This window comes from Streptomyces sp. NPDC058691, assembly GCF_042714775.1.
Lineage (GTDB): Bacteria > Actinomycetota > Actinomycetes > Streptomycetales > Streptomycetaceae > Actinacidiphila.
The window spans coordinates 13,848-28,101 of sequence record NZ_JBHXSO010000032.1 but is presented as its reverse complement, the minus strand read 5'-3'; the positions used below and the strand labels follow the sequence as shown (position 1 = coordinate 28,101).

Annotated in this window: 7 protein-coding genes; 2 read left to right on the top strand and 5 right to left on the bottom strand. The window is 74.8% G+C overall.

Features of this window, described 5'->3' with window-relative positions; all coding sequences use genetic code 11:
• Nucleotides 1–5: 5 nt before the first annotated feature.
• Entirely contained in the window at nt 6–971 is a 966-nt protein-coding gene (locus ACFWVC_RS22700) for an aldo/keto reductase (RefSeq protein WP_384288855.1), read from the bottom strand.
• A 135-nt stretch (nt 972–1,106) separates the two neighbouring features.
• Between ACFWVC_RS22700 and ACFWVC_RS22695 the strand changes: the two genes are divergently transcribed.
• Together ACFWVC_RS22695 and ACFWVC_RS22690 are read left to right on the top strand one after the other, a co-directional pair.
• Nucleotides 1,107–3,785, top strand: coding sequence for a CocE/NonD family hydrolase (locus ACFWVC_RS22695; protein WP_384288853.1), 2,679 nt, complete (start codon nt 1,107–1,109; stop codon nt 3,783–3,785).
• Nucleotides 3,782–4,672, top strand: a complete 891-nt coding sequence (locus tag ACFWVC_RS22690) for an ABC transporter permease (RefSeq protein ID WP_384288850.1) — start codon at nt 3,782–3,784, stop codon at nt 4,670–4,672. The genes ACFWVC_RS22695 and ACFWVC_RS22690 overlap by 4 nt, the downstream gene beginning before the upstream one ends.
• 69 nt (nt 4,673–4,741) lie before the next feature.
• Here the strand turns inward: ACFWVC_RS22690 and ACFWVC_RS22685 are convergent, their stop codons facing one another.
• The 4 genes from ACFWVC_RS22685 to ACFWVC_RS22670 all read right to left on the bottom strand — a co-directional run bounded on the left by ACFWVC_RS22685 (nt 4,742) and on the right by ACFWVC_RS22670 (nt 14,254).
• Nucleotides 4,742–8,149 carry a GH92 family glycosyl hydrolase gene (locus ACFWVC_RS22685; RefSeq protein ID WP_384288847.1) on the bottom strand — a complete coding sequence of 1,136 codons (3,408 nt, stop codon included), beginning with the start codon at nt 8,147–8,149 and terminating at the stop codon, nt 4,742–4,744.
• A gap of 467 nt (nt 8,150–8,616) precedes the next feature.
• Nucleotides 8,617–8,943 carry a hypothetical protein gene (locus tag ACFWVC_RS22680; RefSeq protein ID WP_384288845.1) on the bottom strand — a complete coding sequence of 109 codons (327 nt, stop codon included), beginning with the start codon at nt 8,941–8,943 and terminating at the stop codon, nt 8,617–8,619.
• Between the two features lie 20 nt (nt 8,944–8,963).
• Nucleotides 8,964–10,715 (bottom strand): hypothetical protein, encoded by a 1,752-nt coding sequence (locus tag ACFWVC_RS22675; RefSeq protein ID WP_384288843.1) that lies wholly within the window; start codon nt 10,713–10,715, stop codon nt 8,964–8,966.
• Nucleotides 10,712–14,254 carry a DUF5682 family protein gene (locus tag ACFWVC_RS22670; RefSeq protein ID WP_384288841.1) on the bottom strand — a complete coding sequence of 1,181 codons (3,543 nt, stop codon included), beginning with the start codon at nt 14,252–14,254 and terminating at the stop codon, nt 10,712–10,714. The genes ACFWVC_RS22675 and ACFWVC_RS22670 overlap by 4 nt, the downstream gene beginning before the upstream one ends.

Genomic DNA, 14,254 nt, shown 5'->3' with positions numbered 1-14,254 from the left:
CGGGATCAGGTCCAGGGCAGCGCGGCGCGCTCCCGCCAGTAGACGGGGGCCGGTTCGGCGAGGGCGGTGAGGCGGGCGAGGCGTTCCGCGCTCAGGTGGAGGACGGCGGCAGCGGCGTTGGCCTCCACCTGGGCGGCGGTGGCGGCGCCGGACAGGACGACGCCGGCCCAGGGGCGGTGCAGGATCGCGGCGAGGGCGACGGCGTCGGCGGTGGCGCCGGTCCCGGCGGCGACCTCGGCCAGGACCGAGCCGGGCGCGGCCCGGGCGAGACGGCCGTTGGCCATGCCCTCCTTGACGATGACGGTGAGACCCGCGGCATGGGCCTCGGCGAGGGCCGGCCCCGCGGAGGGTTCGAGGAGGTTGTACGTCGCCTGGACGGCGGTGAAGAGCCGCCGCCCGTCGGCCGTGATCCCCATGGCCGTGCGGATGGCCTCGGCCTGCTGTGCGCCGCTGGTCGAGAAGCCGACGGCGACGCCCCCGGCGGCGAGGGCGGCGAGCCGTGTGTGCAGGGCGCGGTCGGTGAGGGCCGGGCTGTCGGGGGTGACGGAGTGGATCTGGTAGAGGCCCAGCCGGTCGCCGAGCAGCGCCCGGGTCTCGCCGATCTGCCGGTCGTAGGTGGCCGCTGAGTGGTCCTTGACCTCGTGCACCTTCGCGTCGGCGCGCCAGTCCGCGGTGTAGGTGTAGCCCCACTTGCTGCCGACCACGACGTCGCGGACCTCGGGCCGGGCGGCGAGCCAGCCGGCGAGGAACTCCTCGGCGCGGCCGTAGGAGCGGGCCGCGTCGAAGTAGCGCATCCCGGCGGCGTACGCGGCGTCGAGCACCTCGTGGGCCCGGTCGCGCATCGTGCCGACGGTGCGGTCGGCGGGCAGATCGGCCTCCCGGTGCAGATTGATGTAGCCGGGCCGGCCGACGGCGGCGAGGCCGAGTCCGAGGCGGGGCAGGGGCGCGGTGGCGAGGCGGTCCAGGGGCACGGTCGCCACCGTACTCCCGGTGCAGTACGGCGATCCGGTGCCTGAGACGGACGTCGCGAGTGATCACCGGAATGCATAGTGGAAGCTGCCGGAACTCCGCCGGCGCACGTGCCCTTCCCACCCGAGGATCACCGCATGCGATTGGCCCTGCCCAGGCCCTTGCGTTCCCGACGGCGTCTCGCCGCCGGGGTGGCCGCGCTCGCCCTGCTGGCCGGCGGCGGGGCGGTGACGCTGGCCGCGGCCGACGGCCCGCCGGCCGTCCACCGCGAGGACCGGGTGTTCTCCCTCCCGGAATCCCCCGGCAGCGCGCGGACGGTGCGCATCGACGCGTCGTACTTCACCTCCGGGGGCAGCGGCACGCCGCGGCCCGCCGTGCTGCTCGCGCACGGCTTCGGCGGCAGCAAGGCAGACGTCCGGCCGCAGGCCGAGGATCTGGCCCGGCACGGCTACGCGGTGCTGACCTGGTCGGCGCGCGGCTTCGGCCGGTCCGGCGGCCGGATCGGGCTCAACTCCCCCGACGCCGAGGTCGCCGACGTCTCACGGCTGATCGACTGGCTGGGCAAGCGGCCCGAGGTCCTGCGCGACGGTCCCGACGACCCGCGGGTCGGTGTCACCGGTGCCTCGTACGGCGGCGCCGTCTCGCTGCTCGCCGCGGGCCACGACCGGCGGGTCGACGCGATCGCGCCCGCCATCACGTGGTGGAACCTCTCCGACGCCCTGTTCCCGGGCGGCGTGTTCAAGAAGCTGTGGGCCGGGATCTTCTTCTCCACCGGCGCGGACGGGGCGAAGTGCGGCTTCACCGCCCAACTGTGCGCGATGTATGACCGCTCGGCGGTCTCGGGACGGGAGGACGCCGCCACCCGGCAGCTGCTGGACCGCTCCAGCCCCTCGTCGGTCGCCGCGAGCATCAAGGTGCCCACCCTGGTCGTCCAGGGCCAGAACGACTCGCTCTTCCCGCTCGACCAGGGCGACGCCATCGCGCGCGCGGTCAAGGCGAGCGGCGCGCCGGTCGCCGTCGACTGGTTCTCCGGCGGTCATGACGGCGGCGACCAGGAGACCGACCGGGTCCAGGGCCGGATCACGGCCTGGTTCGACCACTACCTGAAGAAGGACAAGGGCGTCGGCACCGGCCCCGCGTTCCGCGTCACCCGGGCCGGCGGCGTCGACACCACCGACGGACGGGCGATCAAGCGCGGCGCCGACGCGCCCGCCTACCCCGGGCTCGGCGGCACGCAGACCCGCCGGATCGCGCTGACCGGCGGGGCCCAGGCGGTGGCCAACCCGGCCGGCGGCAACCCGCCCGCCATCTCGGCGGTGCCCGGCGTCGGCGCGCTGTCGCAGCTCTCCGACCTCGGCCAGGGGCTGTCCCTGTCGCTGGACTTCCCCGGTCAGCGCGCCGCGTTCGACTCCGCGCCGCTGGGCTCGCCGCTGCGGCTGACGGGCGCCGCGAGCGTCCGGGTGGACGTACGCACCGACGCCCCGGACGGCGCGGTGCTCTTCGCGAAGCTGTACGACGTGGGGCCGGGCGGCTCCGAATCGCTGCCCCACCAGCTCGTCGCACCGCTGCGCGCGGACGGCAAGGGCACCGTGCCGGTCACGCTGCCCGCCGTGGACCACGAGTTCGCCGCCGGGCACCGGCTGCGGCTGGTGCTGTCCAGCACCGACCTCGGCTACTCCTCCCCGGTCCAGCCCGCCACGTACCAGGTGTCGCTGCCCGCGGGCGCGGCGCTGACCGTGCCGGTCGACCCGGCGCTGACCACCGACCAGGGCGGCCTGCCCGCCTGGGTGTGGGTGCTGCCCCTCGCGGCGCTCGCGCTGGCCGCGGCCCTTCTGCTGACCGGGCGGCGGCGGGCGGGCACCGTACGGCTGGCGCCCGAACCCGCCCTCGCCGACGTGCCGTTGGAGATCTCCGGGCTGTCCAAGCGGTACAAGGGCGCGGCCGACCGCTACGCGGTGCGCGAGCTGTCGTTCCGCGTGGAGCGCGGCCAGGTGCTCGGGCTGCTCGGCCCCAACGGCGCGGGCAAGACCACGACGATGCGGATGATGATGGGCCTGATCCGGCCCGACGCGGGCGGCATCCGGGTCTTCGGCCAGGCGATCCGGCCCGGCGCGCCCGTGCTGTCGCGGGTCGGCGCGTTCGTGGAGGGCGCCGGCTTCCTGCCGCACCTGACCGGGCGGGCCAACCTGGAGCTGTACTGGCGCGCCACGGGCCGTCCGGCGGCGGACGCCCACGTGGAGGAGGCACTGGAGATCGCCGGTCTCGGCGAGGCCCTAGAGCGCGCCGTGCGGACGTACTCGCAGGGCATGCGGCAGCGGCTCGCCATCGCGCAGGCCATGCTCGGCCTGCCCGATCTGCTGATCCTCGACGAGCCGACCAACGGACTGGACCCGCCGCAGATCCGCGAGATGCGCGACGTCGTACGGCGCTACGCGGCCGCCGGACGCACAGTCATCGTCTCCAGCCACCTGCTGTCCGAGGTCGAGCAGAGCTGCACGCACCTCGTCGTGATGGACAAGGGGCGGCTGATCGCGGCCGGCCCGGTCGGCGAGATCTCCGGCGGCGGCGAGGCGCTGCTCGTCGCCGCGCCCGGGATGCCGGGCGACGCGCGCGAGGCCGTCGCCGAGAAGCTCGCCGCGCTGCCCGGGATCGCGGGCGCGGAGTCCGTGGAGGACGGGCTGCTGGTGCGGCCCGGCACGATGACCGTGCCGGAGTTGCTGACCGAACTGCTGCGGCTGGACGTGCCGGTGGAGCGGGTCGGCCCGCACCGGCGCCTGGAGGACGCGTTCCTGACCCTGATCGGAGAGTCCGCATGACCGGGCCCTTGGACATCGCAGAGGCCACACAAGCCACGGAGGCCGTGGAGGTCGCGCCGGGTTACCGCCCGGGCCGCACCCTGCCCTTCCGCGTCGAGGCGGTGCGGCAGCTCCTGCGCCGGCGCACGCTCGTCGCGCTCGCCGTGGTGCTGGGCCTGCCCGTCGTGGTGTGGGCGGCGTTCGCCATCGGCGGCACGCCCAGCGGCCGGGACTCGGTGCCGACGATGATCGACGTCGCCACGGCCTCCGGGGTCAACTTCGCGCTGGCGGTGCTCTTCGTCTCCTCCGGCTTCCTGGTGACGATCCCCGTCGCGCTCTTCTTCGGCGACACGATCGCCTCCGAGGCGAGCTGGTCCTCGCTGCGCTACCTGCTGGCGGCGCCGGTGCCCCGGGCCCGGCTGCTCACCAGCAAGCTGCTGGTCTCACTGGTCTTCAGCGCGGTCGCGGTGCTCGCCCTGCCGGCGGTCTCGCTGGGGGTCGGCACCCTCGCCTACGGCTGGCACGACATGGAGCTGACCTCGGCCGGCTCGCTGCCGCCGGGCACCGCGGCCGGGCGGCTGGCCATCGCGGCACTGTACGTCTTCGCCTGCCAACTGGCGGTCGCGGGCTTCGCCTTCTGGCTGTCGACGGTCACCGACGCCCCGCTGGGGGCGGTCGGCGGGGCGGTCGGGGTCGCGATCCTGTCGAACATCCTGGACGCCATCACGGCCCTGGGCTCGCTGCGCAGCATCCTGCCGACGCACTGGCAGTACGCCTGGTTCGACGCGCTGCAGCCCCGGCTGGAGTGGGCCGGGATGATCAAGGGTGTGTCGGTGTCGGTGTCGTTCGCCGTGGTCTTCTTCGCCCTGGCCTACCGCGGCTTCCGGGGCAAGGACGTCGTGTCCTGAGCTGTCCGGACGTGCGAATGTGCGGCCGGGTGGCGGTGCCCCGCGAGGCGCCGCCACCCGGCCGCGGCGTCAGCTCCCGTACCCGAAGGCGAACACGTGGGCCGTGCCGTCGGCGGTCGCCGGCAGGGTGATGCTCGTGACGCGCTTGGCGGCGTCCACGGGCAGCTTCACGGCGAACACGAAGGTGGCCACCTTGTCCTGCTTGCCGCTCCCGGTGTTGCGGTAGGCCGTCGTGACGGCCGTGGTGTTGCCCGGGATGGGCTTGCCCCCTCCGCCGCCCAGCGTCCAGTCGGAGAACCCGGAGCGGATCTGCGCCGTGCTGCCGTCGGCGTAGGTGACGGTGAAGGTGCCGGTCGCCCCGGCGGACGAGGCGTTGGTCGCCGAGCCCAGCAGACCGACGGACGTCGTCCCGGCGGGCGCGGTCAGCGGGACGGTCTGCCCGGAGGCCTCGATGTTGTCAGGCTGCCCGGCCGTGGTGCCGGGCCAGGTGTAGGTGATGCCGTCGGCGGTCACCGTGCTGCCGCCCTCGATGCCGGCCGCGGCCAGCGCCTCCTTCGAGTACGCCCAGCCGCCGCCGTCGAAGCCGCCGTTGTACTCGCTGCCGTCGGGGTGGACGCCCTCATTGGTGTAGTACGGCCACAGGGCGCCAGGCGCGGCGACGGCGACATGCAGCACCGTGGTGCCGAGGTCGCTGCCGGAGGCGGTGCTGAGTGAGAAGACGATGTCGTACGTGCCTTCCGCGCCGCCGCCGGTCACCGTCACCGGGTGGGACTCCTTCGCCCCCGCGCCCAGGGGGAGCGAGCCCGACGTGGCGTCCAGGGAGACCCCGGACGGCACCTGCGCGGTCCAGCGCACGACCTCGTCCTTGGCGCCGATGTTGGCCAGGTCGAGCGTGCCGGTGCCGCTGCCGCCGGGGGTGAGCACCAGCCCGGCGCCGGACGGACCGGCGCCCGCCAGGACGGTGCGCTGACCGGTGGCGTCCGACGGCGGAGCCGCAGAAGGCGCCGACGCCCACGCGGTGTTGGGGCTCGTGCCCAGGGTGAAGTCCAGCGTGGCGCCCCGGCTCAGGTCGGCGAACGGCAGCCAGGCGGCGTCGTGCGCCGTGCCGTCGACGCGCAGCGACTGCACATAGGGCGCGTCCGTGGCGGCCTGCGGAGCGTTGATCTTGATCGTCCTGCCGCCGCCGAGGCGGATCTGGGCCTTGGGGAAGACCGGGCTGCCCAGCACCAGGGTGTCGGTGCCCGGCGTCTGCGGGTACATGCCGAGCTCCGACCAGACGTACCAGGAGCTCATGGCGCCCAGGTCGTCGTTGCCGAACTGCCCGACCGGCGCGTTGAAGTACAGCTTCTGCTGGGCCTCGCGGACGGCGGCCTGCGTCTTCCAGGGACGGCCGAGGTAGGCGTACTCCCACGGGATCTCCACGCTCGGCTCATTGCTGAGGTCGGCGTTGGTGCCGCCCGGGTGGGCGATGTCCGACAGGAGGCTGTCGAGGTAGGCGTCGTAGGCGTCGGCGCCGCCGCGGGCCGCGATCAGCGCCTTGAGGTTGAACGGGATCATCGGGGTGTACTGCGCCGAGGTGCCCTCGACGAAGCCGTTGGAGGTGCCCGGCGAGAAGCCGGTGGCGAAGGCGCCGGAGGAGGTGCGGGCCTGGACGTAGCCGGTGCGCACGTTGAAGACGTTCTGCCAGTCCTGGGCGCGGGTGGCGAAGGTCTCGTGGACACCGTTCTCGCCGAGGGACCTGGCGAGCGCGGCGATGGCGTAGTCGGCGCTGTCGTACTCCAGTTGCGTCGACACCGGGCCGTAGAAGTTGCAGCAGCCCCAGTCGGTGCCGTCGATGGGCAGATAGCCCTTCGCGTCGCGGACGGCCTGGCCCGGTCGGTCGTTGTTGGGGTGGGTGGCCTGGTGGACGAGGGAGTCCAGCGCGCCCTGGGCGTCGAAGTCGCGCGCCCCGAAGGCGTAGGCGCCCGCGACGATTCCGGCGGCCGGGTCACCGACCATGACGTAGCTCTCGCCGTTGTTCTGGGCCCACTTGGGGAACAGGCCGGTCTGGTCGAAGCCGTTCACCATGGAGGTGACGACATCGCTGGTGACGTCGGGCGCGACGACGGCCATCAGCTGCGTCTGGGAGCGGTAGGTGTCCCAGCCGGAGTAGTTGGCGTACTGGGTGTGGCCCTTGCGGACGGTGTGGATCTCGCCGTCCATGCCGGCGTACTCGCCGTTGACGTCCGAGAAGACGTTGGGGTGCAGGAGGGAGTGGTACAGCGCGGTGTAGAACTGCACCTGCTGGTCGTGGCTCCCGCCGCCGATCCGCACACGGCCCAGGATCTTGTTCCAGGCATCGTGGTTGGCCTGCCGGACGCCGGCGAAGTTCCAGCCCGGGATCTCGGAGGTCAGGTTCTTGGCGGCGTTGGCGTCACTGGTGTACGAGATGGCGACCTTGGCCTTCACGGCCTTCTGCGTGGTGGTGTCGAAAGTCAGGTACATGCCGTTGGCGCCGGTGACCGGGGGCTTGGCGCGGGTGCCGGAACTCGGGGTGGCGCCCGTCTCGGAGCCCTTCCCCTTCGCGGAGCCGCCGCCGGGGCCGTGGCCGGCGCGGGGGCCGGGGCGGCCCGGCACGGTGAAGTGCCGCTCCTTCTGCGGGCCGCGCGTCGCGGGGGGCGCGAGCGGCTGCTCCGGGGCACCGAGGCGCAGGGACTTCGCCTGGGGGTTGACCGTTCCGCCGACCCATGTGCCGCTGCTGGTGAAGGGGCGGTCGAAGGTCATGCGGAAGTGCAGCGTGTAGGTGTTGTCGGCGCCGCAGAAGTGGCCGCTGGTCACCGCGCCCGAGACCTCGTGGTCGTTGACCACCTGGGCGCGGGTGTTGTCGATCTGGGTGGCGCCGCCGCTGAGCTTGAGCAGCAGGTGCGAGTCGGCGCTGCCGGGGAAGGTGAAGGTGGCGAGCCCGGCGCGGGTGGTGCTGGTGAGTTCCGTGGTGATGCCCGCGTCGTCGGTCAGCCGGTAATAGCCCGCCTCGGTGTGCTCGTTGGCGTGGCTGAAGCCGGTCGAGCCGGCGCTCAGGTCGCCGGTGAGGGCCCCGGTGACGGGGAGCACGGGCACGTCGCCGGCGGCGGGGCAGCCGGGGCCGGAGATGTGGGTGAGGCTGTAGCCCGAGATCTTCTTGTCGTTGTACTCGTAACCGCCTCCGGAGGGGCGGTTCGGGGAGGTGTCGGGCCCCCACTGCAGCATGCCGAAGGGCGCGTCAGGACCGGGGAAGGTGTCCACGGCGCCCGATGTTCCGATGATCGGATTGACCAGCGACGCCGGGTCGTCCACCCAGGGCGCGTCGGCGGCCGGCGCCGCGGCCGCGGCCGCCTGGAGCGGTCCGGCCGCGAGGCTCAGGACGGCGACCGCCGCCAGGGGAACGCGCAGGCGCCGTGCTCGCGGCAGATGAGGGGATTGGTGCCTGCGGGTCAGCAGGTCGCGCCAGGGTCTTGCCATCACGTGCCTCCACAACCGGGTCGTCTTCACGGATGACCGAGAGTGCGTCGCACTCGCCGCACGACAACGTTGTCCGGCCCCTGACAACGTTGCCAGCGGGCATGAGTGAAACGCCTCACCTGAATACCTGTCAACACCGAACCCTTGATGCGCACGTGAACCACACGCGCGGGCGAACGGATCGTGCCAAACGGCGCCGCGCGAACCCGCCCGGCGCAAGACGTGGAACCCTCCGATCCGCCGTCGGTGGTCGCCCTCGTCGCGCTCACCAGTGACAGCGAAGACGGCCGGAACCCGCGGGTCCGTACCGGGCACGAGGCGAACTGCCGCCGGACAGAGCCACTTCCCGCGTTGCCGCGTGCACCTGACCCCGACCGGTCCTCGCGGCGTGGTCTGTGGTCTGTGGTCTGTGGTCTGTGGTCTGTGGTCTGTGGTCTGTGGTCTGTGGTCTGTGGTCTGACAGATGATCACAAAGGTCGGCTGTCGGAGGTCCCCTGGCACGGATCTTCGTCAGGGGCCGGCACAAAGAGGCTCAGCCGGTAGGTGGTCGGGTGCACCAGGCGGCCGCAGAACGTATCCATCCGCACCGCCGTCCAGTCGATCCGCGTGTCGGACACTCGGAGACGGCGAATGTGCGCGAGCCAGTCCGACGCGTCCTGGGTCTCGAAGAGCACTTCCCAGCGGCCCGTGCCCGGCGCGAACCGAGCGGCATCCCGCTGCCCCTCGTCGCGCTGCCGACGTTTCCTCTTCCGCTGCCCCGGCATCGGCCCAGCTTCCTCGGCCTCCACGGTCACGGCAAGGCAGTTGCCCGGCGTCAGGCCAGAGCGGGGCCGACCACCTGCTCCGGGAGGTCGGTGCCCCAGGCGGCGGCGCAGAGGGCGTGGTCGACTTCGGCGGTGTAGGTGGCGGCGGCGAGCCAGGCGTGGGCGAAGTGGGCGGGGTCGGTGGGGAGGAGGCGGCCGAAGACGTCGCGGTCGCGGGTGGCCGCGCGGGAGTGGAGGTCGGTGAGGAGGTCGGCGGCGGTGGCGAGTCCGGCGCGGTGCAGACGTCGGGCGTCGGCGGGGACGGTGGACGAGAGGGCAACGACGCGGCGGCCGCCGGAGACCGCCTGCTGGACGCGGCGTTGCAGCAGGTGCAGGGGCGCGTCCTCGGAGGCGGGTGCGGCAGCCGTCGTCGGCGGGGTGGACCAGGGCAGGTCGGCCCGTTGGAGGCGGTCGAGTCCGGCGTCGAGACGGGTGGCCGGATCCGAGGGGTGGCTCAGGGCGAGCAGCCGGGCGCGGGGGTGCGGCGCCGGATCGAGCCGGGCGACGACGCGCAGGCGGAGGCCGGGGGCGGCGGCGAGGAGCCGCAGGTTGTCCCGGTACGGAAGGGCCGGGTGGTCGTGGGCGGCGGTCAGACGGAGCGTCAGGCCCTCGCATTCGGCGAGCAGACAGTCCCCGCCGGTCTCGCGCACGGTGCCGGTGAGGGTGACGTCGAGGAAGAGCAGACCGTCGCCCGTGGCCAGGGCGCGGGCGGCCTGGTCCGCGGCGGGCACGGCCCACAGGCGGTCCAGCGGTTCGCCGGTCCAGGCCGCGCCGGAGGCCCGGACCGCCCGTACCCCGGCGCCCGCGCCGAGCCGGCCGGTGGGCGAGACGGTGGCGCCGGACACGGCAAGGCCCGCGCGGGACAACTCGCGGTGGGTCAGGGCCGTGTCGCCGATGCGGACGCTGCGGTCGGCGGCCCCGGTGGCCCTTCCGGGGCCGCCCGGGAGGACGTCCGAGACGGTGTACAGGCGGCCGTCGGCGTCGGCGGTCCATGTGACGGCGCCCGCGTGGCCGCTCGCGGTGAGCACGGGTTCGGAGAACAGGCCGTACAGCCGCAGCGAGCCGTCCGGGGTGTAGGGCTGCCGTGCGGTGCCGCGTACGGCAGCCAGCTCGGGGCCCGTGGCGTACGGCACCCGGTGTGCGGGGCCGAGCAGTTCGCGCAGTGCCTCGACGAGGTCGGCCAGGCGGTGGGCCGGGTCGCCGGAGCGGGCCGCACGCAGCCGGGTGACGACGGAGACGGCGGAGGCGGCGATCCGGGGAAGTCCGCCGATCCGGGCCGTGTGCGCCGCCCGCAGCAACTCCGCCTGAGGCACGGCGCCGGCGCCGTCGATACCGGCCTCCAGGACCGCGGCGGCCGCGTGGCGCACGGCGTCGGCGGCGACGCGCTGCTCCGGGGTGGCGGCGTCCGGTTCCACCTGCGGCGCAGCTTCCCCCGCCGGAGCGGTGGGCTCCGGCGCCGTGTCACCGGCGCCGGGTTCCGCGACCGGCGCGGCCGAGGCGGCGCAGGCGCGGTGCAGACAGTCCGGGGCGAGCAGGCATCCGCAGCGGATCGCCTCGGCGCTGGTCACCGTGCCGTCAGGGGCGTGCAGTTCGAGATCGGTGTCGTCGTCGACCGCGAGACGCACGGTGTCGCCGTCCCGGACGACCGGACGGTCCGCCAGCTTGGCGACGCCCGCGTCGAGACGCTTGCGCAGCCGGGGCGAGAGCGCCGCGACGAGTTCGGCGGTCACGGCGGGGGCGACCGGGGGCAGGTTCGGGTTCATGTGATCTTCTCCCCCACCCAGCGGGCGAGTTCGAGGGGGCTGAGGGCGGCCACGGGCATGCCCGCGGCGACGAGTTGCCCGGCCACACCGGTGGAGTAACGGGGGCGTCCCGAGTCGTCGAGGCTCGCGCAGCCCAGGACGTGGCAGCCGGCGCCGACGAGCGCCCGGACCTCGGCGAGGAGTCCGCCGACCGGATAGCCCTCCTCGAAGTCGCTGACGACCACGACGAGGGTGCGTGACGGAACGGTCACCAGCGCGCGCGCGTGCCGGAGTCCGGCCGCTATGTGGGTGCCGCCGCCGACGCTGACCTCCAGGAGCAGCGACAGCGGGTCCGTGACGTGGTCGGTGAGGTCGATGACCTCGGTGGAGAACGCCAGGAAGTGCGTCGACAGGGTCCGCACCCCGGCCAGCACGGACGCCGTGAGCGCCGCCCAGATCGTGGACGCCTCCATGGACCCGGACACGTCCGTGACGAGGATCAGCCGCCAGTCGGCGGCACGTTGGGCCCGGGTGCGGAACACCGGGCGCTCGGGGACCACCTGGACGGTGCCGTCCGGGGCACGGTGAGCGGTGGCGAGGTTCGCCCGCAGAGTGCGCGGAAGGTCGAGCCCACCGCCCGGCCGCCGACTGGGGCGAGGCAGGGCGGTGCCGTGCAGCGCGGGGCGCAGGCGGGTGGCGAGCTGTCGCGTCAGGGCTTCGACGAGGCGGCGTACGAGGGGCCGGAGGGCCGCCAGCCGTGCCTCGGGCAGGCCTCCGGCGTGCGCGAGCACCGTGCGCAGCAGCTCTACCGAGGGCCGCACGCTGTCCGGGTCGAGTTCGCCGAGGGCGTCCTTGCGACCCGACGCGGCCGCCGCGGCGAGGACCTCCTCGCGGATGCCCGGCCCGAACAGCGCGGCCAGTTCCTCCGACCACTCGCGCACCCCGGGATACGCCGCCTCCCGGCCCCCGCCGTTGCCGCCCGACATGTCACCCCGGCTCCCCTCGCCGCGGCCCCGGCCGTACAGCTCGTCCAGGGCGGTGGCCAAGGCCGCAGCGTTCCGTGGCAGTTGCTCTGTCCGGCGGCCGAGCACGAGCCGCCAGCGGTCCGCGGCACCGATGGTGCGGCCGGGCGGGCCGTCCGTCGTGCCGGGTACGGAATCGCCCTCGCCCGGCAGCGCGTCGCGCGCCTCCTCCGGCGCCGGGCCACCGTTCTGAGGGAGCAGGCCGAGCCGGCGCAGGGTGGTGCGGGCGGTGAAGTCGGCGCGGGTCCAGGCCGCGAGGGCGAGGGGATCCGCACCGGCGGTGTCGGCGATGCCACCGGCGCCGAGGCGTTCCTCGACCGCCGCGAGGAGCCGGTCACGGGCGGCGGGGCTGAGGGTGTCGAAGCCGCCCCGGAGGGCGGGGAGCCGGTCGAGGAAGTCGCGGTCGGGGAGGTCGGCGACACGGTCGAGCAGTGGTTCGAGCGCTGGGGCGGCGGCTTCGAGGAGCGGGCCGGCCGCGGTGAGCAGGCCGGTGAGGCGGGCGCCGAGAGTGGCGCGGGACGGCGGGTCCGTCGCCGCGTCGACCCAGGAGGCGACCCGGGCGCCGAGTTCGCGTGCGGACTCGTGGCCGAGGAGCACGCGGACGGCGCCTGCCGCGCCGCGCATCAGGGGTGATCCGTCGGCGGCGAGGCGGGTGAGCGCGTCGGTGAGCCGGATGCCGCCGAACCGGTCGGCGCGGTGGGCGAGTTCGAGCAGCGCCTGGGCGTCGGCGGGATCGTCGGAACCGGTGAGACCGTCCACCTGGCGCACGGCGGCTGCCGTCAGCAGGCCGGCGACGGCTTCCGCGCGGGTCGTGCGGTCCTCGTCGCGGCCGAGCCCGGCGATGTGCCCGGCGCGGACGCGGTCCAGCAGCGCGAGGCCGCCGAGGAGTTCGGGCAGGGTGCCGGTGCCGGGTAGGACGTCCGCCGCCTCGACGAGACGTTCGTCGGTGAGTGCGGGCAGCCCGCACTCGGCGGCCTCGGCGAGCCCGCGCAGCGTCTGGGCCGCGGTGGGACCGCCCTCGTCCGTCTCCGAACGGCGGCGCTCGCGGAGCACGCCCTCGGCCGCCTGTGCGGCGGTGACGCCGCGGGTGCCGGCGGCCGTGAGCATGGCGGCGGTCGCAAGTGTCCAGCGCACCTGCCAGCGGGTGGTGAGTGCGTCGGCGCCGCCGACACCGCTGACGTCCCTGGGCTCGGCGTACGGGACGCCGCAGACCGCCAGCCGGCGCAGCAGCAGTTCGCGCCGCCGGTCGAGGTCGGAGCGCAGCGGGTCGAGGCGCAGGTCCCGGGCGTCGGTGGCCACCGCCCCCGGCTCAGGTCCCGGCAGCCCGAGCGCGGCGACCTCGGCCTCCACCGTGGGGGCGAGGCCGCTGCGCGGAGCGCCGGGAGCGGGCCGTCCGCTCCGGGTGCCGATGAGGACGCGTTCCATGGCGCGCGCGACCGCCCGGCCCCGTCCGTACGGCTCGCCCTGCGCGAGCACGGTCTGCACGGCCTCGATGAGTTCGCCCCGCCCGGCGGCCGGCAGTCCGCGCAGCCGGGCGAGGTCGCCGGCGAGCCGGCTGATCTCCCGGGCGTCGGCCGGGCCCGATGGATGGCCCTGCGCCCGCAGTTCGGCGCATACGCGGACGGCGGTGCGGATCAGCCCGGCCTCGAGCATGTCCGGGTCGCCGGCTGCCTCGAGGACGAGGTGCTGCCACTCAGGGTCACGGATGCCCGCAGGGTAGCCGGAGCGCTCGTCCAGCAGCGCATACGTGTACGGGATGAGGGAGGTCGTCCAGGAGCGGGCGTCCTCGCGCACCGCGCTCGCGGCGTCATCGCCCGCCGCGGACGCGCCCTCAGGTGTCGCCCCCGGGAGCAGCGCCGGTGCGTGGAAGGCGCCCACGACGACGGCCGCGCGGGCCCCGTCGGCCGTGGCGTCGGCGAGGCAGGACCGCATCCACTCCTCGCGCCGCAGGTCGAGTGCGGGAACACCGCGGGAGGCGGCCGCGTCCTCGCGGAGGGCCCATCCCGTCAGCAGAGCGGCGCGGCGCAGTGCCTCGGGCGGCGAACCGGGGGCGGTGGCCTCGACGAGTCGGTCCCACAGGTCGTCGCCGGGGCGCCCGGTGACGCGCTCCCGCAAGGTCGCGTGGAGACCCGGTCCGTACTCCCCCGCCGCTTCCGGTGCTTCCCTGCCCACAGCCCACATGCGATCCGCGAGCGGCAGGTCGCAGGCGACGGCCGGGACGCCGTGCCGGGCCGCCCAGCGCACGGCGGCCAGTTCGGGCGAGAAGTCGGCGAAGGGGTAGAACGCCGGGCCGCCGCCCGCTGCGTCGCCGGGGGCGGCGGCCAGGGCGACGGGCGCCCGGGTCTCCTCGTGGGCGAGCCAAGGCAGCCACTCCTGCATCTCGCCGGGGAGTTCGACGAGCAGGACGTCGGGCTTGGCGTCGTCCAGCAGGGCGGGCACGGCGGCCGCGAGCGACGGCGCATGGTGGCGCACGCCGATGAGGTACGGCGCCGCCGTGTCCGTGAGCGCCGCGAGGGCCGCGTCGGGGGTACGGGACAC

Coding starts and splice junctions, on each gene's coding strand:
- ACFWVC_RS22685 (WP_384288847.1), bottom strand. CDS start 8,149: ATGGCAAGACCCTGGCGCGACCTGCTGACCCGCAGGCACCAATCCCCT.
- ACFWVC_RS22695 (WP_384288853.1), top strand. CDS start 1,107: ATGCGATTGGCCCTGCCCAGGCCCTTGCGTTCCCGACGGCGTCTCGCC.
- ACFWVC_RS22675 (WP_384288843.1), bottom strand. CDS start 10,715: ATGAACCCGAACCTGCCCCCGGTCGCCCCCGCCGTGACCGCCGAACTC.
- ACFWVC_RS22690 (WP_384288850.1), top strand. CDS start 3,782: ATGACCGGGCCCTTGGACATCGCAGAGGCCACACAAGCCACGGAGGCC.